This is a genomic window from Nostoc sp. FACHB-190 (genome assembly GCF_014696905.1).
GTDB lineage: Bacteria > Cyanobacteriota > Cyanobacteriia > Cyanobacteriales > Nostocaceae > Nostoc_B.
Genome location: NZ_JACJQW010000014.1, coordinates 14,347 through 36,596 on the forward strand (window position 1 = coordinate 14,347; position 22,250 = coordinate 36,596).

Sequence of the window (22,250 nt, forward strand, 5' to 3'; positions counted from 1 at the left end):
TTTTGAAGTAAGTGAGGCATAGCGTGAATAATGAGTAATGAGTAATGAATAATGAGTAAGAAATTTACTTATTACTTATTACTTATTACTTTCTTCAATAGACAAAGCCAATTGATAAACTTCGCGCCGGGAAAGTGAGGTAAATTTGGCTAGTTGACGGCTGGCTTGAGAACGGGATATTCCTTGCCTAATTAACTGTTGTAATTCTGCTTTGAGTTGTGTTTCGGTTAATAAAGGCTGGGTGGCTGGTGTTCCTGCAACAAGTAAAGTGTATTCACCTTGGGGTTCTCGTTGTTGGTAATGAGCGATCGCATCGGCAATTGTGCCGCGCCAAAATTCTTCGTACAATTTAGTTAGTTCCCGCGCCAGCACAATTTGGCGTTCGTCCCCAAAAGCTGCTGCTAAATCTTGCAAAGTATCTGTTAAACGATGGGGTGATTCGTAGAAAATTAAGGTGCGAGATTCTGTCTGCAAGGTTTCTAAATATTCCCGTCGTTGTTGTGCTTTTGGTGGTAAAAAACCTTCAAACGCAAACTTATCTGTCGGTAAACCCGCAGCACTCAAAGCGGTAATGGCTGCACTCGCACCAGGAATTGGTACTACTTTGATCCCTGCGTCAATACAAGCTTTAATTAGTTCATAGCCAGGATCAGAAATTCCTGGCATACCTGCATCACTAACCAACGCGATCGCTTTACCATGATTTAAATGCTCTAAAATTTCTGGAATGCGGCTATTGCGATTATGTTCGTGATAACTGATTTGGGGTGTTTTAACTTGAAAATGTTGGAGTAATTTCCCTGTGTGGCGCGTGTCTTCCGCCGCAATTAAATCTACTGTTTGCAAAATTCGCACCGCCCGAAAGGTAATATCTTCTAAGTTGCCAATGGGTGTGCCAACAACGTAAAGTGTTCCTGGTTGGGGTTTGTCATTTGTCATTTGTTATTCGTTATTCGTATAGGACTTACGCAAAAACCCTCTCAAATCCTCTTAACTTCGTGTCCTTTGCGCCCTTTGCGGTTCGTTTTTTCATGATTTTGCGTAAGTCCTGTCGTAATTTGTTATTTGTCATTTTTATTAAACAAATATGGTGACTAATCTAAAATCCAAAATCCAAAATTTAAAATCACATCGCGGATTATTTGTCGGGTTAGTCACCTTAGATTTGATTTATCTGGCTGATGCTGCTCCGCAAAATAATCAAAAGTTGGTGGCTAATGACTATACTGTAGCAGCAGGCGGCCCGGCTACAAATGCGGCGGTAACTTTTGCCCATTTAGGAAATTATGCAAATATCTTGGGTGTGGTTGGTTCTCACCCTATGACGCAACTTATTTATAGTGACTTAGAAAATTATAGAGTAGCGATCGCCGACCTCGACCCCAACAAACCTACACCACCACCTGTTTCTTCAATTATTGTTACCCAAGCCACCGGCGAACGAGCGATTATTTCGATTAACGCTGTGAAGACTCAAGCCAGCCACGCATCTGTCCCAGATAATATTTTGTCAGATATTAATATTGTATTGATTGATGGACACCAAATAGAAGTAGGGAAAGCGATCGCGCAAACTGCAAAAGCTCATCATATCCCAGTAGTCATTGATGGTGGTAGCTGGAAACACGGCTTTGAGGAAATCTTACCCTTTGTCGATTATGCCGTTTGTTCGGCAAACTTCTATCCTCCTGGCTGTGAGACAGAACAACAGGTTTTTGATTATCTCAGCAGTTTTAACATTCCCCACATTGCCATTACCCACGGTGATCAACCAATTACATATCTAAGTCAGAATCAAAGTGCTACTATAACCGTACCGCGAATTATCGCAGTGGATACCCTGGGGGCTGGTGATATTGTTCACGGCGCTTTCTGCCACTATATATTAAGTGAAAATTTCCCCGATGCTTTAGTACAAGCCGCATCTATCGCCGCTAATTCCTGTAAATTTTTTGGCACACGTCGCTGGATGGAAGTAAAACAATGAAAGATTTAGAAGATATATTAGCGATCGCTCGTGATGTAGGCTGGAAAGCGGCAGATATTCTCCACTCTTATTATCACGGCACAGTTAAAGACCCTGATTTACAGGTGCAGTATAAACAAAGCGAACCTGTAACAATTGCAGATGTTACCGTTAGTCAATATATTGTGCAGAGACTACAAGCTGCTTTTGGTGATGAAGATTTTGCTTACATTAGCGAAGAAACCTATAAATCACAACTCCAGCTAGAAAACTCTCAGTTAGTATGGCTAATTGACCCTTTAGATGGTACCAGAGATTTTATTGATAAGACTGGAGATTATGCCATTCATATTGCGTTAATTCAAGAGCATCGTCCGATTTTATCTGTGGTCGCTGTACCAGAAGCCGAAACTATCTACTACGCTATTAAAGAAGGTGGAACCTTCAAAGAAACTCCAAGCGCCACTGTCGCTATAAAACTTTCACCAACAAAACCCGTGGAAGATTTAATCTTAGTTGTTAGTCGTTCTCATCGCAATGAAAGACTAGAGTATTTATTACAAAATTTGCCTTGTCAAAATCAAAAAGCTGTCGGCAGTGTAGGTTGTAAAATTGCTACCATTCTAGAGCAAAATGCAGACATCTATATTTCTCTTTCTGGTAAATCTGCGCCTAAAGATTGGGATATTGCCGCACCAGAGCTAATTTTAACCGAAGCAGGCGGTAACTTTACTCGCTTTGATGGCAGTCCTTTACAATATCACACTGGAGATATTAATCAATGGGGAGGCTTACTTGCCAGTAATAGTAACTCTCATCAACTTTTATGTCAGGAAGCGCAAAGGATATTATCTGAGTTCGACGGTATTAAGAAAGTGTAGAACTATATATGTATATAGCTAAAGTTAGTTTGTCCAACTTTACAGTATAATTTATAATTATATTTAATAGTTAATCTAATTAATGTCTATGAACATATTTTCAGACATTTTTTAGGTACAAATACCCAAAAATTATTCTGTAATAGTTACAGAATACAAAGTTTTTTGAATAGTTGATAACTTTGATTGTTGGGAGCTTGTGCTATACTTTGGCATATAAGGATTATTTTCGGTTGAGTAACTCGTTTTGATTTTTAAAAAGCGTCTCTCCGAATTTAACTCTCTACACTCCCTGAATTCGGAGACATTATATGTCAATTTACATCGGAAACCTTTCCTATCAAGTCACTGAGGAAGACTTGAGATTAGCATTTAGCGAATACGGAAAAGTAAGTCGCGTTCAGTTACCAACTGACCGCGAAACTGGCCGTCCTCGCGGTTTTGCCTTTGTGGAAATGGAAAATGAATCACAAGAAACCGCAGCCATTGAAGCACTAGATGGTGCTGAATGGATGGGTCGTGACCTGAGAGTTAACAAAGCTAAACCTCGTGAAGAAAGAAGTACTTCCCGTGGTGGTGGCGGTGGTGGCTGGGGTAACAACCGTGGCGGCGGCGGTGGCGGCGGCCGTGGTGGTCGCTACTAAACTTTTGAAATAAAAATTTAGCATCTAGAGTCTCCAGCAGATAAAGCCAAAGGCTCAATTCTGCTGGGGTATTTTATTTTTTCTCTAGATTTTGCTATTCATCCAAATAAGGAGGATTGAGAATGACGCAAGTAGTCTTGGGGGAGAATGAGGGTATTGATTCAGCTTTGCGAAGATTTAAACGGGAAGTTTCTAAAGCTGGAATTTTCCAAGACATGAGAAAGAAGCGTCACTTTGAGACACCGCTAGAAAAACAAAAGCGGAAAGCAGTTGCAAGACACAAACAAAATCGTAGCAACGGCGCACGGCGCTTCAAGTAACATAGCTAAAAATATTAGTATGGTTGGGGCATCAGCCATTAGGTTTGCTATTACTATTTAAACCTAAAATCCCCACCCTTAAAGGGTGGGGAGCATGTCAAATTGGTAAAGCTTTAACTTGTAGTAAATCTAGCTCGCGCTCAAAAATTTCATCAATAGGTAACATCTGACCATCGGTAGTCATAAATTTATGGTCTTTGGTAGCGCGAATTACGGAACCGTCTTCTAAACAATACTCGAATAATTCTTGTTGTCCTCGATTATGCCATTGGGCGATCGCTTGCGTATAGACATGACCATGACTGTCAACGCTAAACACGCTACATTCCAATTGTTTTTCCACAATTTCGCCGATAGGGACAAAGCCATATTCTACTGTTAATACTTCTGTATCATAGCTGAGGCAATATTCAGCGAACTTCAACATATCATCAAATAGCTTTTCGGCTACTTGCTTTTTCACACCATTTTTTGTCGAACCATCAATAAATTTTTCCTGCTGCTTCTGCATTTCGGAAACTTTCTTCTTACCCATTGCGCGACGCAGCAAGTCAGCTTGTCCTAAAGAATATCCAGCCATATCTTGAGCAATTTTCATGATTTGCTCTTGATAAACCATAATGCCGTAGGTTTCATTTAAAATTGGTTCTAAAATCTGACTTTCATAGTCAATATTTTCGCGTCCATGTTTGCGGTTAATAAACTTAGGAATTAACCCTGCATCTAAAGGGCCTGGTCTGTATAATGCCAAGATAGAAGAAATATCTTCAATATTAGAAGGCTTCAAATCACGGACAATTTGTTTCATCCCTGATGATTCTAATTGGAATATCCCCTCTAACTCTCCAGATTCTAGCAATTCATAAGTTTTCTGGACATCTTTAGGTAGGGTTTTATGTTCACCCTTAGCTAAAATCTTTTGGGCTTTTCTTTCTTGATTAGTGATTTCATAAGGGTCAACTCTATAACCTTTATTATGCTCAATTAAATCAATGGTTTTTTGAATCATTGTCAGGTTTCTTAAACCTAAAAAGTCCATTTTTAATAGACCCATTGATTCCAAATCTTCCATGAAATATTGGGTAATTACTGACCCATCATTATTTTTTTGTAAAGGCACAATTTCATCAAGGGGGTCAGCAGAAATTACCACCCCAGCCGCGTGAACACCGAAGGTTTTGTTAGTTCCTTCAATTCGCATCGCCATATCAATCCAACGGCGGACTGTCGGGTCATTATCATATTTTTCCTTAAACTCTGGTTCGGGAGTGTCATCAGAAATCATCACCTTGAGTTTAGTTGGTTTCCCCCGCACCACAGGAATTAACTTCGCCATTTTGTCAGCGTCCCCATAGGGAATATTCAACACCCTGGCGACATCTTTTAATACAGCTTTAGAAGTTAAACGGTTAAAGGTAATAATTTGAGCAACTCTATCTGTACCATATTTTTCTGTGACATAATTAATCACTTGATCCCGTTTTTCAATACAAAAATCGGTATCAATATCAGGCATTGATTTCCGTTCTGGGTTCAAGAAACGCTCAAATAATAAGCCATGATGTACGGGGTCAATGTTAGTAATTCCCATTGTGTAGGCTACTAAAGACCCTGCCGCCGAACCGCGGCCTGGGCCAACGGGAATATTATTATCTCTGGCGAATTTGATGTAGTCCCACACAACTAAAAAGTATGTAGAAAAACCCATTTGCTGGAGCATTTTGAGTTCATATTCCAATCTTTCTTTATAGACTGGCTCGACTTCAGTGCGAGATTTTCTGTTTAATTTATCTAAAAGTCCGTTCCATGCAACTTCTTCAACATAAGTATCAGCAGTGTGACCAGAAGGAATTGGATAGTTAGGGATGCGAGGCTCACCCATAATATTGTAAGGCTCGACTTTCTCGGCAACTTCTTCGGTGGTTGCGATCGCTTCCTCAATTACATCATCGGGTAAATGGTCGCGGAATAGCATTCTCATTTCATCAGCAGATTTGAGATATTCTGTACCGCTATAGCGCATCCGGTTATCTTCAATAATTAGTTTACCTGTTTGAATGCAAAGTAAAGCATCGTGGGCTTCGACATCAAAACAGGAAATAAAATGGGAGTCGTTCGTAGCGACAAATTTAATATTTAATTCCCGCGCAATTTTGATAATTTCGACGTTAACAATGCGGTCTTCTTGGGAGCCGTGGTCTTGAATTTCTAAATAAAAATCATCACCAAATACATCTTTATACCATTGAGCAACTTTGCGGGCTGCATCTGGTCTATTACTGAGAATTGCTTGGGGAATTTCGCCACCTAAACATGCACTAGTGACAATCAAACCTTCGTGATATTGTTTGAGTAAATCTTTATTAATACAGGGGCGAGAAAAAATACCTTTACCTTGTACACCTTTGAGGTGAGAAATTGTAGTTAATTTAACTAAATGTTTATATCCTTGATTATTTTTGGCTAAAACAACTTGATGATATTTGGGACGACGTTCTTGTTTTTCAATATCGCCGTTAATGATATACATTTCGTTGCCAATAATTGGCTTAACATTTTTACTACGGCAAATTTTCAGCAGTTCCACAGCACCATACATCACACCATGATCTGTAACTGCGATCGCCTTTATCCCCAATTCTATGGCACGGTCAATCAAATCAGGTAACTGACTCGCCCCATCCAGCAAACTATAGTCACTATGAATATGTAAAGGTACGAAAGACATAATTTATTTAATAGTCAATTATTAAAAGTGCTGAGTGCTGAGTTAAAGATTCTATTTCCCCTACCTCCTTGTCTCCCTTGTCTCCCTTGTCCCCCACTCTCTACTCCCTAGATTGATTAGATTATCCTGTTTAAGTAAATTCCACTTCCGCAGTTGTTGTTGTAATAGTTACCTTTGTTCCGTTATTTAGCTGTACCAATGAGTCAAACAGAGAGTCAACATCCGCCCGATAATGCTTCCCGTCCTTGGTGGCGGCGTATTCCTCTGACGTTACAAATTGTAATAGCCTTAGTGCTGGCTGTGATTGTGGGAATTGCTTTGGGTGCGGGGAACCCTAGCCCTAGCAATGCGGCTTTAATCACTAATTTGGCAATTCCGGCAGAACTGGTACTCAAGGCGCTCCGCGCTTTAGCTACGCCACTGATTTTGGTAGCAGTGCTGCATACTTTTATGACGGCGACTATCCCCGGTACCGCCGGACGACGGTTAGCGTTATTACTTTTTACTAATACCACTGTAGCGATTTTGGTTGGGTTGTTTGTGGCTAATGTCCTGCGTCCAGGAACTTGGGGAAGTTTACCCAAACCACAAACAGCAATAAATAGCGCCAACCTTGATCCTTGGGGGTTAATCAAAGACGCTGTACCAGAAGCCATTCTTGCGCCGTTGGTGAGTAATAATGTGATTCAGTTAATTGTGGTTGCCCTGTGTTTTGGGATTGTGCTGCGGGGTTTAAAATCAGAACAAATCGCCCAAAACAAAACCGGATTTCAACCCATTGAAGATGTGATTGGAATTTTGTTTGAGGCGGTAATTCGCATTCTCAACTGGGTAATTGCCTTAGTTCCCTTTGCGGTGTTTGGTATTGTGGCTAAAACTGTGGCAGAAAAAGGTTTTGCCCCATTTGTTTCTTTAGCGGCTTTTATTGTGGCGGTGTTGGTAGCCTTGGTGTTGCAAGCTTGTTACTATCTCACCAGAGTCAAGTTCGGTTCTTGGGTAAACCCGTGGCGATTTTTGGTTGGTGGTTCGGATGCTTTTATCACGGCGTTCTCAACTTCTTCTTCTACCGTGACAATGCCTATTACTTGGGAAGTTTTGCAAACCAAAGTTGGTTTAAGAGAATCTTCTGCATCTTTGGGGGCGCTAGTCGGGGCAAACTTTAATAATGATGGGACTGCCCTTTATGAAGCGATGTCTGCATTATATATTTCCCAAGTTATTGGACAGCATTTAAATTTGGGACAGCAGTTAATTGTAGTGCTGACATCGATTTTTGCATCGGTGGGGGCGGCTGGTATTCCCAATGCGGGGTTAGTAACGATGACTTTGGTATTTACTTCCGTACGCTTGCCGACAGAGTATATCGCGTTGTTGGTGACAGTTGACTGGTTTTTAGACCGTTGTCGCACAGCGATTAATGTTATGGGAGATATGACGGTGAGTGCGGTACTGGATGGGAAAAAGCCGCGTTATGAGGAGGAGAATCTTTCTGAGGAAGTTTGATGAATGCTTAATAAGAAACTAACCGCAAAGTACGCAAAGAGAGGAATAAAAGAGATTTTGATGCGGTTCAGTTAAGCAAAAAAGTAGGTTGGGTGGAGCGATGGCGTAACTCAACAAAGTCTTGAGGATGTTGGGTTACGGCGCAACATAGATTTAGTGTGTCTCTACAAATACCCTTGTGCGCCTGCACCCAACCTACAATAACTCAGGTCAAAATCTCAAAACACACTAACTAGCAACAACTTCAACATCGATTTGCGCTGTTACTTCTGAGTGCAACTTGATTTCAGCCTTGTATGTACCCAACTTGCCAATGTCGGGGATGGTAATACCACGACGGTCAACTTCTAGGTTAGCAGCTGCTTGAATTGCATCGGCAACATCTTGAGTGGTGACAGTACCGAAGATGGCTTCGTTTTCACCAACTTGCTTGGCAATTTTCAAACTGCCAACTTTTTCTAAAGCTGCTTTTTGTTCTAAGGCTTGTTGTTTGAGTTCCAATTGCCGTTGACGTTCTTGTTCACGACGGCGTTCTACTTGTTTGAGAATACCAGGAGTAGCGCGGGTTGCCAAACTCTTGGGAATAAGGTAATTTCTAGCATAGCCAGGAGCAACTTCTACTAAGTCACCTAATTTGCCTAACTTGCTGACATCTTGAGTTAAAACTAACTGGACACGTTTCGCCATTGTTTTGTTGTTTTTCCTGTAAAATCTCAATAACTTGGGTTGCAGCCGGATAACCTACATGAGTGTAGCTGTATCCCAAGGGGCTTTGTCTATACCCTAAAGCTTACAGATCCTAGCGAAAGGCGGGGGGCGATCGCAACTGTTTCGCCGATCAAAAGTCAAAAATCATCAACAGCAATGTTAAATCTTACTTAAAGATTTTGTGAACTTGCTTTTTAATCGTCCGTAATGTTGTTTCCCACTGGCTTGGTTTGGCTGGGGCGGGAATTGCCGCAGGTGGTATGGCGGGATTTAAATTGCGGTAATATTCCCAAATATCCCAATAAGGACAACCTGGTTGAATGCGAATCCCCGCCCAGTGGAGATATTGCAGGGGTTGATTAACAGCCGGATCAATCAAAATGTTACCCTGCCGTTGAAATTGTGGACTACCTGCCCAATTTCCTGGTGCTTTTCCTGGGCGACGCACCACATTAAAACGGCGCGGAATCCGTTTGAGCAACATATAGTTGATAATTGGTTGGTCAGAAGTCTTTTCAGAAAAATCGAAATAATCTGGATGGGCGGCACATTCAGTAAAGATTTCGTACAAATCTTGTTCAGAAATGAGGTTTTTCTTGGAAGCCCAAAAACCACCATTGAAAATATCTTTGACTTCAGCCTCAGTAAATACTTGATCTGTTAACACTTTCTCGCTGAAGACGTTTTTAATCCCGCCTGAATGTTGATAATCACAACAAATAAAATCTGTATTTGCCAAGTAATTGAGATTATCAACAATCTTTTCAAAGACCACAATATCTGTATCAATGTACAAAAATTCATCGAACTGTCCGAACCAACAAGCCTGTTTCCGAAATTGATTAGGACGTGCGAAAAATTGACCACCGAAAGTTTCGTGTAATCTTTTAGAAAGACGGTCGATAAATTCTAAATCTTCGTATAGCTGTACACCATAATATTGATTTAGTGTGGCGGCTATGTTGTGATAGTGATCATCATAAGGAATCATGACGATTGGTGTATCCGCATCATAAGCACGGATACTGTTGAGGAGTGCGATCGCATGATCTGTCACCTTATCATTAGCAATAATATAAATTCCGCGACTCATCTTATCTACCTTTTTTATCTGTGATTTTTCACAAAATTTGCTAACCAATTCATCAAGTTTAATTGGTGTAAAATGATTTGCCTAGCTTCGGCGATCGCATCTTTAGCCGCATACCAAGCATCAGGCGTAGCAGTGACTTCTTGAATGTAAGCAATGCCTTTTTCATCCAAGCTAGGTAATCTTAAAAAACTACCAGGCGGTAATAATTTATCCGCCGCAGAGCCACCATAATAAATTGGCAAACACCATGCTAATAAAGCATCCCAAAGTTTTTCACTCACATACCAATCATTATCTGCATAGTTTTCAACTGCTAAATTGTAATAATACGGAGACATACCATACCATTTATTACTCAATTCTCCTAGAGAATTTGACCAGGCAGGTAAATCACGTCCATATAAATCAAATTTGATTTGACTAGACTGCAAAGATTGTAAAAAATCTAAACGCTGGCGATGATTGGCTGTACGATTAATTCCCGAAGTAATCCAACTACAAGGTTTAACTTTAGCTGGTGGTGGCATTTCATTTAAATCCCGAAATGAATTATTGTGATACCAAATCGCTGGCATATATTCAGGAATTGGTGCAAAATCATCAGGGCCAGAAACATAACCGCAGTATTGTTGTGCGACTTTATAATTATTGATATTTTTTCCGACTACCTCATCTAAAGGCGGTTCTCGCATGAGATAAATTATGCTTTCTTTACTAACTCCACGTAACAAAGAAGAAACATCTACCTGTTTTTTTTGTGGTTTCCTTCGCAGTTGATCTAACAAAGATGGCGGTTTAGTTGGTTCAGGAAAATCAAACTGATACATTAATAAAAAATCAGGCTTACTAGCTAAAGCCTGCATTTGAATATTTTGCCAAACACCGAAAGCATGAGGTGTTTGTTGCCACAGCCAATCGCCTCTAGTTTTTAAAGCGCCATAGCTGCTAATCATCCCAACAGTTTTTATTTCCATCTGATTATTTATGTCCCACTGCTAATCCTAATTTTTTCAGAATTCTTGTACCTAAACTCGGAGACGCATTGTAAGCTTTCGGTTTAGTGGTAAATTTTGGCCGCTTTTCTGGTTCGTGTAAATAACGATAGTGTAAGAAAATATCTCTATAAGGAAAATCAATATTTTCTCCGTTACAAACCTGATGAAATAACTTAGAAGATAAGCCAATATAGTGAATATACGTCAATCGATTGCCTTTATCATAAAGGATGTTATCTTCTCCTAAAAAATGATTAGAAGTGACACAACATCCGGTTTTTTCATCAGCAGGTAGATGCAAGGCTAAGTTACAGCTAGAAATTCCTGAGCGCATAACCATATAATTGACAATAGTTTGGTCAGGAGCAAAAGGATAAAGAATTTCTGCTTCTCTTTGACGAAGACTTTCTAGCAGTGAATCTCGAAGTTCTAAAGGAAATATGTTCTTTCTAGAAGCGTAAAATCCAGAACAAAATATTTCTTTTTTGAGCCTTTCAACCGAAAATACTTCTGTTAATTTTGGTGATTTTTCTTGATATACATGAGATAAATCTGTATATTGAAAATCATATACTACCCAATCATGGTAATTTAGCTGATTAAAAATCTTATCCAGGGGACTCATCAATAAGGTATCAGCATCCATATAAACGAAGCGGTCAAAAGGCCCATCAAAAGCACCGTAACGTCGATGAGTTCCAAATCGATGATATTTTTCTTGGCTAACTTTTCGCCATTCTTGTTGAGCAGTGGGATGAGTATCCCAAACATTACGCACAAATTCATCCCAGCAATGAATAGATTCCTGATTGTCGTAAATCTGCACATGAGGACGACAAGCAATTTCTTGAGTAATTTGCTCTATATTGTCATCATAAGGATATACGCAAACGGGCATTTCTTTCCCATAAATTGCTTCTATGCTATTGATTAAAGCAACTAGTTGGTCATAAACTTTATCATTAGCAAGAGTACAAATTCCATCCATATCAAATATCACCAAAGCTCTTAGGATTTATGAGAATTAATTAAGTTGTTGACGAAAAGGTTCATCAACATAACTGAGAATTTTAGCAGCGCGATTTTCCCAAGAAAATTGTTGGACAAATTCGATAGTTTGTAGATATCCTTCGATTTTTTTGGGATAAGTTTCTAAAACTTTTTGTAGGGCGGCGGCAAATTGATGTGGATTATCTGGCTCACACCAAGCTGCGATCGCTGGCGTATTCTTAAACTCTTCTAATGAAATAATTTCTGTCGCAACAATAGGATTTCCTGAAGCTAAATAATCAAATAGTTTTAAGGGAGAAGTAAAAGTAGATGCTGTCCCAGAGCAGTGGGGATGAGCTAAAACATCAGCAGCTTGCAATAAAGAAGCTAGTTCATGGTGGAGAACATAACCTAAGAAAGTGATATTATCTACCTGTTGAGATTGGGCTAATTTTCGATAATACTCAACTTCTTTTGGTTCACCACCCGCACAGACAAACTGAACATTAGGCATTTGTTGAGCAGCATCAATTAAGATATCAACACCTTTAAATTTCTTTAATGCTCCAGCATAAACTACTAATTGCGATCGCTGATTTTGTAACAGCTTTTGCCGCCATTCTGCCGCTTTTTCTGGCTGTCTTTGCATAAATAAACGATTAAATCCATTATGGATTTTAATCAATTTTTCCGGTGGCATACCATGTTGAATCATGCTTTGGCGGACTGTATCTGCAACTGTCACAGCAACTTGAAACAAAGGATGATTTACTATTTCTGGTTCAAATTGCTTATCTTCATGGTGGTGATGCTCATAAATTGCCGGAATCCTATGTTTAATTGCAGCTTTGATAAAATTCCAATTCCAAGCATGGACAATTTTTGTAGTTGCCCGGATATAAAAAGGAAAATAATACTTGGTGGCGATGGTATTAGAGTTAGTGAATTTACTTTTAAAGTAATCAATAGGCCAAGGCATTGGTAGCCTTGCTACTTGTAATTTATCTTGGAAATTGTAATATCTAATAAGATTTTCTGGGGGTTTTTGTGGTCGGAAAGGATGCAACAAATTAACCGGATTAATTGCTTGCCATCCTTGCTGAGGATAAATCAAAATTGTCGGATAACCCAAGTTAGCTGCTCCATTGGCGGCGTTAGCAGCCTGCACACTAGAAGCTGTGGGTTCAGGCAATTTTTCGAGAAAAAAGAAGTTATATTTTTTTTGCAAATTATGCTTTTTCATAACAGTTAGATTTTGTATTCAAGTTTTTCTAGTTGAGCGATGATATCAATCGTGTAATTGTAAGTATTTGAATGAAAAGTTATCGGTAAGCAATTTATTTCTATTGATTGAATTGAAAAATACTAAGCTATAGGAATCCGGTTTGATTTCTGAATCTAGTTGTGTAGACAGGGAATAGGGAGTGGGGAGTGGGGAGTAGGAAATTCCAGATATTGAGAATAGTTAAAATCTCGTAATTCTTGATGCGAAAAAGAATGACCGTAAATTTGCTGACCAATGCCCCAGGCAATTAATTTTATAGCAGTTTTAGCTTTAATCAGCTTTGAAAATGACTTTAAAAATGGAGAAAATAAAAGTCCACCTCCGCCGACAATAATATATTTATCCCTTACCTTATTGAGATCGATTTCTCTGATATCAGCTTGCTTAACAGTGTATCCAGGAAAATCAAAATATTTAGTAGGAGCCGAGGATAAGTCTCCGATATTTGTTGAATCAATGACATGGTAATTAATAATTGATTTCATGAAATTCGGTATTTAACAGATGTAAATACTCATCATATCATTATTGGTAACTCAATTTTTTGATCTAAATACTCAGTCACAGTTTCATTAATTTCTGACATAAATCTATGGGTGGAAAATAAGTTTTTCTGGTTAGTTAAAGATTGAATGAGCTTATTTTGCTGCTCAGAAATTTTTAAAACATCAATAATTTTTTCTACAGCTTCTGCTTCTGTATTGAAAAATAACTCTTGATTGTGCTGTCCCACAATTTCAACTTGTCCACCATCACCTCTCACAAAAGGAATGGCACCAGCTTTCACCATTTCTGCAATAGATATCCCAAACGGTTCTTTCTTGAAGTGAATTCCATATTTACATCTGGCGAGAACTTGAATATATTCTTTATATGGTAAGTTTTCGTGTACTGTTATCCAGGAAGAGTTTTCCGATACTAAATTTTTAATTAAATTAGTGTATTGCCATTCATAGATACCGCCACCTCCACCCGTGATGTGAAGTTTGATATCAAAGCCTTGTTCACGAACTAATTTGAGGATTTTAATAACTCTGTGCGGTTCTTTCGCTTTTACAATTCTACCGCTACAAATAAATGCGTCTTCTTTTTCATGCCAAGGTAGATTAGGCACATCAATTACCACAGGAGGGTAAACTACCTTAGCATCAATGCCGTAAGTTTTTTTCACGACATCTGCCACACAATAAGAATTTGCTATAGAAAGATTTTGAGAAATTTGTGCTTCTGAAAAATTGGATATTTTTCGATGAAAATGTGTTCCTTCTAGAACTTTAACCCAGTGGATATACTGGATGCCGACTTGACCCATATCTACTGCATTATATCCCGATAATACTAGGTCATATTCTTGACTATGCTGTTTAAAAAATCGAATTAAAAGATGGAAAAATGCCATTCTGATATTTTTGCTGTTAGCCATCATGAAGTAGCAAAAATTGGTGATCAGATCAGGCAGAAGATATTTAATTTTAATATCTTCATTTAAGATACTAGTTCCATACATCAAATTTAATCTGTCAATTTCAACTTTTCCAAGTGTAAATAAGGTTAAATCATATTTATCTTTTAATGCTTGGATAATCCATAGTCCTACTGCTTCAGCACCACCACCCATAAAATATGGGTAGTATATAGCTATTTTTTTCATAAATTAATACTCTGAATATGCGATAATTAATATTATCTGGTATAAAAAATATCGTCAATGTGGTGAATACTTATTATTTTAAATTATATTTTTCCATTCGCTCTACCTTATCTAATAAACAAATAGCTAGGTGATAAGCATCAGTAATTAATTTATTTTGTTCTTGAATATTATCTACCAACCCATCTGCAAGTGAACCTAAATCACTCAATATATTATTGATTGGTCTTGGGAATTCATCTAAGATTTGCTCGTCTTTTGGCTCTGCCAATGATGATGATTGTAAATTGATTTGGAGTCTGATAGTTTCTTCAAAAATTTCAATGTATGTAATAATTTTTAATGCAGACTTATAAGCTTCATTTAAGAGTTCTTGACGTTCTTTAGAATTATCTATTAGTCCGTCCATTAGCAATCCCAAACAACCAATCATTGAATTTAGCCGCGTCCGAATTTCGTAAGATACACGAGTAAAGGTTGGATGAGATTTTGTCGATTTTTCTTCTTGTTCCCCAAATTGCATTGAATAAAGACGTGAATAGTACCCATTTTTTTGTAAAAGCTCTTCATGGGTTCCTAATTCAACTACACGCCCTTGATCAAATACGGCAATTTGATCTGCTTTTTGTACCGTAGAAAGACGGTGTGCAATGACTAAGGTTGTACGATCGCGGCTGAGTTCATCTATTGCTGCTTGTACCAAACGTTCAGAAACAGTGTCTAATGCAGAAGTAGCTTCATCTAAAATCAAAATTTCGGGATTTTGCAGCAAAGCACGGGCTATAGCCAAGCGTTGGCGCTGTCCACCAGATAACATTACGCCGCGATCGCCTACCATAGTGTCAAATTCTTGGGGTAGTTTACAAATAAATTCATAGGCGTTGGCACGTTTACTGGCTATCACAATGTCTTCATCACTAGCATCTGGTTGTCCGTAGGCAATATTATTTTTTATCGAGTTATTAAAAAGAAAGGTATCTTGACTGACAATACCCATTGCTTTTCGTATAGATGTGATGTCAAATTGACGTAAATCAACCCCATCAATGGTAATACAGCCAGATATGGGGTCATAAAATCTGGGTAATAAATCAGCTAAAGTTGATTTACCAGCACCAGAAGTACCTACTAAAGCTAAAGTAGTACCTCTTGGTAAATATACATCTACATCTTTTAATACCAACTTTTCATGATTAGGATAGGCAAAAGATATCTGATTAAAATGGATGCCCTTCTCTAGCTTTGTGTATATCTTTTGACCATTGACCATGAAAGGCTTATTATCACGGCGTAAAAAATCAGCAGCAATATCCACACTGGCAGAATTATTGGCAAAACTACTACGCAGAGTATTTAATTGTGACACAATTGGCAGTAGTCTCAGCAGTATTAATAGATATGTCAGCAAAACTGCTGATAATGAAGCAATTTGATCTGCAAATAATATTCTTCCTAGTAGGATAATGATGATTAAAGATATGACTCCAGAAACTTCACTGGTTGGGGCAATAATTTCAGAATTAGCCTGAGACTTAAATTCTGCTATTTCACGACTATGAATTAGATCAGTGATGTTTTTATATGTGCTTTCTTCATTAGCTTTTGTCTTGACTAAACGAATACCACTTAAGGTTTCTATTAAGGTATTCGTCAGCTTTTTAGACATATTAGAAAGCACTTCACCAAAATGTTTTGATCTCGAAACAGCATATTGGTTTAATAAAGTAATAAAAGATAGTAGAATTGTTGTACAAATAGTTAGTTGCCAAGAAATAGATAACAGGAAAAATATAAATACTAAAATTGTTATTGCCAAAATTAATAATTTAATCAAATTATTAATAGAGGCAGCCGCACGGGGAATTTCGGCATTAATACTATTCATTAAATCGCCAATTTTTGTCTTGGCATAATAATTAATATCAACATCCAATAATATTTTTATTGCTGCTTTTCGCATATCTGATGTCAATGTGCGAGCTACAGAACTAGAAGATAAACTACTAGCATATACGGCCGCATTTTTTAAAAAAATTGTAAATATAATTGCTCCTGCCATTACGAAAGTACGATAATTAGCTGGGACATTACTAAAAGGCAACATTATACTTTTAATAATAGGCGGCGCATTAGTTAAATCTATATCTTGACCTACAATTCTTAGAACTATAGGTACGATCATGGCTGTGCCAATCCCATTAAATAATGCTCCTGAAAATCCCAAAATTACTGTAATAATAATTCTGTAGGGGTAAGGCTTAATAAATTTTATTAATTGTTTGATAGTAGACATAAATTATTTATTTTTGACAAGCTTTTTATTAATATATATACATGAATTTTCATGTGAAAACCTATGCCTGTAAACTAGAAAAAAGTTGCGATAAAATTGATTTCATAGTATCAATGCTATAGTACTCAATACATCTTTCTCTAGCCATTTTTCCTTTTTCATAAGCATTATCCAAATTCTGAAATATTTCTTGAATTTTTTCAGCTATTTGTTCAGGACAACTAGATTCAACTAAATAACCATTTCCTCCTAAAATTTCAGGAATATCTCCGACTTTAGTAGCCAATATAGGTTTTGCCATTGCCATTCCATCTGTGAGTTTCAGAGGGAATTGAGCTAAAGCAGCTGGTGTATTTCTCTGCGGGACGACAATGACGTGGGCTGCGGCGACAATTTGGGGCATTTCTTGGGAGGGATACTTTGGTAACTTAATAATCCAACGTCCCCATTTTTCCATAAGTTGGGCATCATAATCGTCATAGGGACTGCCACCCACAATTACTAGCTTTAAATCCGGCTCATTAAGTTTGTCTAATGCTATCAATACATCTTCCACACCTTTGTATGGTCTTGGCGCACCAGGAAACATTAACACTCGATACTCAGAGAGTCCATAACGCGCCCTACTTTCTTCAGGATTATAAAGACTGGGATTAAACAGATTGGTATCTTTTCCATTGGGCAAGTAAACCCCACCAAACCGCTCTTTTAAAAATTGAGTGTGAACTGTAATCACATTAGCTTTATTTGCCATACCTTCCACTGTTTTTAAATAGAGTGGATGATCTGGATATCTTAAAGCTCCATCTTTTTTGAAAATGTCTCGCAAAAATTGCTTGGCTGAAGGGCGATATTGCCATTTTTCACCGCCATACCAACTTAATTCCCAATCATCTATATCTAAAATTACTGGTCGATGAGTTTTTAATTTTTGCAGCAAAGCTAAACCGAAAGTGGTGGGCTTCGGTCGCATAGCATAAATGATATCACCATCTAACTTTTTCAGAAGTTGAGATGCTGATTGAAGAAATTGGGGATAGTTATAGCCTGTAATATGGCTAACTAAAACTTCAGATTGAGGGATTACTGCTGGCTCATCACCAAAATTAAAGCCAAGGATTTCTACTTGATAATCAAGTTTTTGGAGGGCTTGCGCTATTAAAAAAGAGCGAACACCTCCGCCTCCCCATCTTCCTGCTCCAGCACTTGAGAGGTCGCTAACCAGAATTGAGACTTTTAATTGATGTTTGCTTTGTTTTTGATGCACAATATTTTATATTTATAATCTTGGCAAAAAATTATTTAATGATAAGTTTACTACTAAAATTATAGGCTACCAATCGATCAGTTTTAACTGTCCTGTTTGAATCTGATCTAAGATGCGGTTAATCTGGCGGCGGACTCTATCGTTAATTTGACCATTAGCAAATACTTGAGAAAGCAGCAAGGTATGGTCTTGACGACTCAGCTTTCCGGATGAAATGATTTTATCTACGATTTTTTTAATAGCAATTTCTGATTGACTATCAACACTAATGTAGATAGACGGGCGATCGCTCATTATTTCTCCTCAAAAATCCAAAAAATCACGGGTATCTTTGTTCACTGAAGTATAGGTAAATGCACCCCAGATCAAGATTAATTTCGGTAGTCAATAGCAAATATGTACACCCGTTGATAACAGTCTTTTTAGCGATTTCTAGAACTAAAAAGAATACAATCAATCTAACTTCGGACTTACTGATACTCCCAGAGGATTTTTACTGATAAAAATCACAGTTTTTTAGGAGTTTTTACGATGTTATCAGTATAAACACGGTTGTAGCTGAATATAGCTCGTGCAGTTTACCCGCTAGAATAAATAAAACCAAAAGTTTACAGTATCTCAAAAAGTACTAGGAATTAATTATTTCAGGGAGTTAAGAGGAAATGCGGGTATTCCGTCTGGAGGCACTCTCAGATAACTACATATTCTTACTGCACAATAGTCAAGAAAATATTGCCGCAGTTGTTGATCCAGCCGAGGCTGAACCAGTGCTACACAAACTGGCAGAACTAAATGCTGAGTTAGTTGCTATTTTTAATACTCACCATCATCATGATCATGTTGGTGGCAATCAACAGTTAATGCAACGCTTCCCGAAACTCACCGTGTATGGTGGGGCTGAGGATAAAGGCAGGATTCCCGGACAGCAGATATTTCTGCAACAAGGCGATCGCGTTTTGTTTGGCGATCGCACCGCAGAAGTCATCTTTGTTCCCGGCCACACCCGCGCCCATATTGCTTATTATTTTCCACCTCAAACAGCAGACGAACCGGGAGAATTATTTTGTGGGGATACTTTATTTGCTGGTGGTTGTGGTCGCTTATTTGAAGGCACACCCACACAAATGGTCGCATCCTTAGAAAAACTCCGTTCCCTCCCAGATAATACCCATGTTTGGTGCGCCCATGAGTATACCTTAAAAAATTTACAATTTGCCCTGACTGTAGATAGTGATAACACTGACTTACAACAACGCTACGCAGAAGTTAAAACCTTTCGCAATCAAGGTAAAGCCACCGTCCCCTCCCTGCTGGGAGTAGAAAAGCGTACCAATCCTTTTTTGCGTTGGGAACAACCATCCCTACAAACAGCCGCCAAAAGTAACGATGCAGTGCAAACATTCGCCCGTATTCGCGGAATGAAAGATCAGTTTTAACTAGTACAACAAGGCAAAAGTAAAAATTCAAAAGGAAAAAGAAAGAAAAGTGATACCACAAGCCTTTTAGCAATTTCTTATGGTCACTGAGCCTACTTGTACTGAGCGCAGCCGAAGTAGCCGAAGTGTAGTCTGTTTATTTACGCCGACCTGTACTAGTAATCATTTGTTTATCTCCCTTGTCTCCCTTGTCTCCCTTGTCCCCCTTCCCCACTTCCCATGTCCTACGCTTCCGCCTTTAGTCCCAACTACGCTGCTGCACGATATCGATTTTGTGCGGCGGCGCAGGCTTTGGGTTGTCAATTAGAAACATATTCCATTGACCAAATAGGCCCCGATGAGGAGGACTTAACTATTGATGTGGCAATCTTAGGAGACGTTCAACCTGAGCAAATTTTGGTTGTTTCTAGTGGCTTGCATGGGGTTGAGGGTTTTTTTGGTTCGGCTGTTCAATGTGCTTTGTTAGAAGAACGTCTGATTGGTTGGTGTCCCAGTCCAAAAACTGCTTTGGTGCTGTTACATGCTTTAAATCCCTATGGTTTTGCTTGGGGAAGGCGTGGGAATGAGGAAAATATCGACCTTAACCGTAATTTCCTGCTACCAAATGAGGAATATACAGGTAGTCCAGAAAAGTACGGGGAATTGAATAGCTTCTTTAACCCAACTTCACCACCATCGCCCTTTGAACCGTTTTTGATCAAAGCGATCGCTACTATTTTCCATCACGGCATTAATTCTTTGATCAATACCTTACCTGTAGGACAATACGATTTTCCCCAAGGGCTATTTTTTGGTGGACAAAGGCCAGCTAAAACATATCAAATCTTAGCGGACAATCTTCCCCGATGGATTGGTGATGCAAAAAATGTTCTGCATATTGATTTACACACTGGTTTTGGGAAAAAAGGGACTTATAAACTGTTTATTGATGACCCTCCTAATTCCACATCAGCCGAGTGGTTAATTGAAAAGTTTGGTGCTGATGTCGTTGAACCCTATCAACCAGACGGGAAGATTTATAAAATTCGTGGGGGTTTAGGAACTTGGTGTCAGGCGATGTTTCCTCAGTGTAATTACAAGTTTCTCACGGCGGAATTCGGCACTTACCCAGTTATCCAAGTTGTTGAAGCATTACGGGCAGAAAATCGGGCTTATTTTTATTCGCCGCCAGAACACTCATCCAGAATATGGACACGCCAACGACTAGAAGAAATGTTTGCACCCGCAGATATAAATTGGCGGAATACTGTAGTTTGCAGAGGTATTGATTTAATCGAAAAAGCAATTGAGGTTTGCTTTCCTACTGAAGTAATTTAATTTATAGCAGAAGGCATAAGGCAGGAGGTTTTTCCCAACTTCAGCTTGATTTTTGACTTTCCATTCCTCATGACTTTGGTTTTTTATTATAGCGGTTCTCATTCCAGTGAGGTACATTTTCCTAGCCTCTAGTCTCTTTTCTTTATCTACTTGTACTGTACTCAACCAAGAAACGCTATAAGACGTATATTTCCATATTTTCCTGTTCCCTGTTCCCTACCTCCACGAATGAATTTAATTTTGTGCAACTACTTATGGATTTAAATGAATTCTCACCCAATCAACCAGTAATTCTTGGCTTCGACCCTGGTAAAGATAAGTGTGGTTTAGCTGTGATGGGATTAGACAGACAGCTACATTATCATCAAGTTGTACCTGCATCAGCAGCAATCGCTAGTATAGAAACACTCAGACAACAATACCCTGTTTCTTTACTTGTCATGGGTAATCAAACCACAGCCAAGCAGTGGAAACAAAAATTACAACAAGAATTATTACAAACATTAAATATCATGTTAGTAGATGAGCGATATTCTACTTTAGAAGCACGCGATCGCTATTGGCAGATGTATCCACCCCAAGGACTAACAAAACTATTGCCAAAAGGAATGCGCCAACCACCAAGACCGATAGATGACATTGTGGCTATCTTATTAATTGAAAGATATTTAAATCGTCTGACAGAATCAACTGTTAATAGGCAATAGTGAATCTCTCCCTTATCCCTGATTTCTTTACAGTTCTGCTCGGATAGTAAAAGCATAATCTCCTCCTGGTTCTAGCTGATAATCTTGTTTTTCTAAAAAGCGACCAAGAGGTTCTTTAATTAAAGCGCGACCTTGGGAGGGTTTCACCGACAGTTCTCCACGGCGGAAATGCCATTGGAAATGCCATTCAAAATCTCCGGCGCTGACTTCGCCCTCAAGAAACCCATGTTGCCAGGATTGGCGTGTGATTTTAACATGGGCAGTAGTTTCTGGCAAACGTTTTGCACTCACAATGCTTTAGATAAAATAGCAAACAACGCAGTCTATTTCTTTTATTTACCAAACTTCGCCGCGATCGACAAACTAACAAAAGATAGCTTTAACAGTTTTTTGAATAGCCAAACGTCTGACATTATAAATAAACCTTGCCAACATTGGGGAGTAAGGGTCTCAAAAAATCAAAAAA

21 protein-coding genes are annotated in these 22,250 nt (G+C 38.6%); 8 read left to right on the forward strand and 13 right to left on the reverse strand.

Translation table 11 applies throughout. The features are described 5' to 3' along the window. Positions 1-78: 78 nt before the first annotated feature. Positions 79-939, reverse strand: a complete 861-nt coding sequence (rsmI, locus tag H6G28_RS16540) for a 16S rRNA (cytidine(1402)-2'-O)-methyltransferase (protein ID WP_190592262.1) — start codon at positions 937-939, stop codon at positions 79-81. Between the two features lie 148 nt (positions 940-1,087). On the opposite strand from rsmI, the gene H6G28_RS16545 reads away from it, so the two are divergent. From H6G28_RS16545 to rpsU, 4 genes are all read left to right on the forward strand, one after another. Beyond that, the gene (locus tag H6G28_RS16545; protein ID WP_190672345.1) at positions 1,088-1,987 is read left to right on the forward strand and encodes a sugar kinase; all 900 of its coding nucleotides are present in this window, start codon (positions 1,088-1,090) and stop codon (positions 1,985-1,987) included. Then, the gene (locus tag H6G28_RS16550) at positions 1,984-2,847 is read left to right on the forward strand and encodes a 3'(2'),5'-bisphosphate nucleotidase CysQ family protein (RefSeq protein WP_190672347.1); all 864 of its coding nucleotides are present in this window, start codon (positions 1,984-1,986) and stop codon (positions 2,845-2,847) included. The genes H6G28_RS16545 and H6G28_RS16550 overlap by 4 nt, the downstream gene beginning before the upstream one ends. 311 nt (positions 2,848-3,158) lie before the next feature. Next, entirely contained in the window at positions 3,159-3,491 is a 333-nt protein-coding gene (gene rbp, locus H6G28_RS16555) for an RNA-binding regulator (protein ID WP_190592259.1), read from the forward strand. Between the two features lie 122 nt (positions 3,492-3,613). Continuing rightward, positions 3,614-3,811 (forward strand): 30S ribosomal protein S21, encoded by a 198-nt coding sequence (gene rpsU, locus H6G28_RS16560; protein ID WP_062292816.1) that lies wholly within the window; start codon positions 3,614-3,616, stop codon positions 3,809-3,811. A 97-nt stretch (positions 3,812-3,908) separates the two neighbouring features. Here the strand turns inward: rpsU and H6G28_RS16565 are convergent, their stop codons facing one another. Continuing rightward, entirely contained in the window at positions 3,909-6,539 is a 2,631-nt protein-coding gene (locus tag H6G28_RS16565; protein ID WP_190672357.1) for a DNA polymerase III subunit alpha, read from the reverse strand. A gap of 198 nt (positions 6,540-6,737) precedes the next feature. Here H6G28_RS16565 and H6G28_RS16570 point away from each other — a divergent pair, with 198 nt between their 5' ends. After that, entirely contained in the window at positions 6,738-8,042 is a 1,305-nt protein-coding gene (locus H6G28_RS16570; protein WP_190672360.1) for a dicarboxylate/amino acid:cation symporter, read from the forward strand. A 228-nt stretch (positions 8,043-8,270) separates the two neighbouring features. Here the strand turns inward: H6G28_RS16570 and rplI are convergent, their stop codons facing one another. The 10 genes from rplI to H6G28_RS16620 form a co-directional block, all read right to left on the reverse strand. Then, a complete protein-coding gene (gene rplI, locus H6G28_RS16575) occupies positions 8,271-8,729 on the reverse strand; it encodes a 50S ribosomal protein L9 (protein ID WP_190672363.1) in 459 nt (152 codons plus the stop codon). A gap of 187 nt (positions 8,730-8,916) precedes the next feature. Then, a complete protein-coding gene (locus H6G28_RS16580) occupies positions 8,917-9,843 on the reverse strand; it encodes an Npun_R2821/Npun_R2822 family protein (RefSeq protein ID WP_190672366.1) in 927 nt (308 codons plus the stop codon). A gap of 14 nt (positions 9,844-9,857) precedes the next feature. Then, positions 9,858-10,817, reverse strand: coding sequence for a glycosyltransferase family 10 domain-containing protein (locus H6G28_RS16585; protein ID WP_190672368.1), 960 nt, complete (start codon positions 10,815-10,817; stop codon positions 9,858-9,860). A gap of 4 nt (positions 10,818-10,821) precedes the next feature. Then, positions 10,822-11,826 (reverse strand): Npun_R2821/Npun_R2822 family protein, encoded by a 1,005-nt coding sequence (locus H6G28_RS16590; RefSeq protein ID WP_190672371.1) that lies wholly within the window; start codon positions 11,824-11,826, stop codon positions 10,822-10,824. Positions 11,827-11,862: 36 nt separating this feature from the next. After that, positions 11,863-13,071, reverse strand: coding sequence for a glycosyltransferase family 4 protein (locus tag H6G28_RS16595; protein WP_190592252.1), 1,209 nt, complete (start codon positions 13,069-13,071; stop codon positions 11,863-11,865). A 155-nt stretch (positions 13,072-13,226) separates the two neighbouring features. After that, on the reverse strand, positions 13,227-13,598 hold the full coding sequence (locus H6G28_RS16600; RefSeq protein ID WP_190672374.1) for a hypothetical protein: 372 nt from the start codon (positions 13,596-13,598) through the stop codon (positions 13,227-13,229). A gap of 32 nt (positions 13,599-13,630) precedes the next feature. Next, on the reverse strand, positions 13,631-14,764 hold the full coding sequence (locus tag H6G28_RS16605) for a glycosyltransferase (protein WP_190672377.1): 1,134 nt from the start codon (positions 14,762-14,764) through the stop codon (positions 13,631-13,633). Between the two features lie 73 nt (positions 14,765-14,837). Next, the gene (locus tag H6G28_RS16610; protein ID WP_190672379.1) at positions 14,838-17,057 is read right to left on the reverse strand and encodes an ABC transporter ATP-binding protein/permease; all 2,220 of its coding nucleotides are present in this window, start codon (positions 17,055-17,057) and stop codon (positions 14,838-14,840) included. Positions 17,058-17,118: 61 nt separating this feature from the next. Next, positions 17,119-18,324, reverse strand: coding sequence for a glycosyltransferase family 4 protein (locus tag H6G28_RS16615; RefSeq protein WP_190592248.1), 1,206 nt, complete (start codon positions 18,322-18,324; stop codon positions 17,119-17,121). A gap of 66 nt (positions 18,325-18,390) precedes the next feature. Beyond that, positions 18,391-18,618 (reverse strand): hypothetical protein, encoded by a 228-nt coding sequence (locus tag H6G28_RS16620; protein WP_190592247.1) that lies wholly within the window; start codon positions 18,616-18,618, stop codon positions 18,391-18,393. Between the two features lie 368 nt (positions 18,619-18,986). Between H6G28_RS16620 and gloB the strand changes: the two genes are divergently transcribed. The 3 genes from gloB to H6G28_RS16635 all read left to right on the forward strand — a co-directional run bounded on the left by gloB (position 18,987) and on the right by H6G28_RS16635 (position 21,784). Further along, positions 18,987-19,760 (forward strand): hydroxyacylglutathione hydrolase, encoded by a 774-nt coding sequence (gloB, locus tag H6G28_RS16625; RefSeq protein WP_190592246.1) that lies wholly within the window; start codon positions 18,987-18,989, stop codon positions 19,758-19,760. Positions 19,761-19,979: 219 nt separating this feature from the next. Further along, positions 19,980-21,077, forward strand: a complete 1,098-nt coding sequence (locus H6G28_RS16630; RefSeq protein ID WP_190672381.1) for a DUF2817 domain-containing protein — start codon at positions 19,980-19,982, stop codon at positions 21,075-21,077. Positions 21,078-21,331: 254 nt separating this feature from the next. Beyond that, the gene (locus H6G28_RS16635; protein WP_190592244.1) at positions 21,332-21,784 is read left to right on the forward strand and encodes a pre-16S rRNA-processing nuclease YqgF; all 453 of its coding nucleotides are present in this window, start codon (positions 21,332-21,334) and stop codon (positions 21,782-21,784) included. Positions 21,785-21,811: 27 nt separating this feature from the next. On the opposite strand, the gene H6G28_RS16640 is transcribed toward H6G28_RS16635, so the two are convergent. Continuing rightward, entirely contained in the window at positions 21,812-22,075 is a 264-nt protein-coding gene (locus tag H6G28_RS16640; RefSeq protein WP_190592243.1) for a DUF3146 family protein, read from the reverse strand. Between the last annotated feature and the right edge of the window lie 175 nt (positions 22,076-22,250).

What these genes read in the sequence shown, in the direction of transcription:
- rsmI (WP_190592262.1), bottom strand. Translation starts at nt 939, where the DNA reads ATGACAAATGACAAACCCCAACCAGGAACACTTTACGTTGTTGGCACA.
- H6G28_RS16545 (WP_190672345.1), top strand. Translation starts at nt 1,088, where the DNA reads ATGGTGACTAATCTAAAATCCAAAATCCAAAATTTAAAATCACATCGC.
- H6G28_RS16550 (WP_190672347.1), top strand. Translation starts at nt 1,984, where the DNA reads ATGAAAGATTTAGAAGATATATTAGCGATCGCTCGTGATGTAGGCTGG.
- rbp (WP_190592259.1), top strand. Translation starts at nt 3,159, where the DNA reads ATGTCAATTTACATCGGAAACCTTTCCTATCAAGTCACTGAGGAAGAC.
- rpsU (WP_062292816.1), top strand. Translation starts at nt 3,614, where the DNA reads ATGACGCAAGTAGTCTTGGGGGAGAATGAGGGTATTGATTCAGCTTTG.
- H6G28_RS16565 (WP_190672357.1), bottom strand. Translation starts at nt 6,539, where the DNA reads ATGTCTTTCGTACCTTTACATATTCATAGTGACTATAGTTTGCTGGAT.
- H6G28_RS16570 (WP_190672360.1), top strand. Translation starts at nt 6,738, where the DNA reads ATGAGTCAAACAGAGAGTCAACATCCGCCCGATAATGCTTCCCGTCCT.
- rplI (WP_190672363.1), bottom strand. Translation starts at nt 8,729, where the DNA reads ATGGCGAAACGTGTCCAGTTAGTTTTAACTCAAGATGTCAGCAAGTTA.
- H6G28_RS16580 (WP_190672366.1), bottom strand. Translation starts at nt 9,843, where the DNA reads ATGAGTCGCGGAATTTATATTATTGCTAATGATAAGGTGACAGATCAT.
- H6G28_RS16585 (WP_190672368.1), bottom strand. Translation starts at nt 10,817, where the DNA reads ATGGAAATAAAAACTGTTGGGATGATTAGCAGCTATGGCGCTTTAAAA.
- H6G28_RS16590 (WP_190672371.1), bottom strand. Translation starts at nt 11,826, where the DNA reads ATGGATGGAATTTGTACTCTTGCTAATGATAAAGTTTATGACCAACTA.
- H6G28_RS16595 (WP_190592252.1), bottom strand. Translation starts at nt 13,071, where the DNA reads ATGAAAAAGCATAATTTGCAAAAAAAATATAACTTCTTTTTTCTCGAA.
- H6G28_RS16600 (WP_190672374.1), bottom strand. Translation starts at nt 13,598, where the DNA reads ATGAAATCAATTATTAATTACCATGTCATTGATTCAACAAATATCGGA.
- H6G28_RS16605 (WP_190672377.1), bottom strand. Translation starts at nt 14,764, where the DNA reads ATGAAAAAAATAGCTATATACTACCCATATTTTATGGGTGGTGGTGCT.
- H6G28_RS16610 (WP_190672379.1), bottom strand. Translation starts at nt 17,057, where the DNA reads ATGTCTACTATCAAACAATTAATAAAATTTATTAAGCCTTACCCCTAC.
- H6G28_RS16620 (WP_190592247.1), bottom strand. Translation starts at nt 18,618, where the DNA reads ATGAGCGATCGCCCGTCTATCTACATTAGTGTTGATAGTCAATCAGAA.
- gloB (WP_190592246.1), top strand. Translation starts at nt 18,987, where the DNA reads ATGCGGGTATTCCGTCTGGAGGCACTCTCAGATAACTACATATTCTTA.
- H6G28_RS16630 (WP_190672381.1), top strand. Translation starts at nt 19,980, where the DNA reads ATGTCCTACGCTTCCGCCTTTAGTCCCAACTACGCTGCTGCACGATAT.
- H6G28_RS16635 (WP_190592244.1), top strand. Translation starts at nt 21,332, where the DNA reads ATGGATTTAAATGAATTCTCACCCAATCAACCAGTAATTCTTGGCTTC.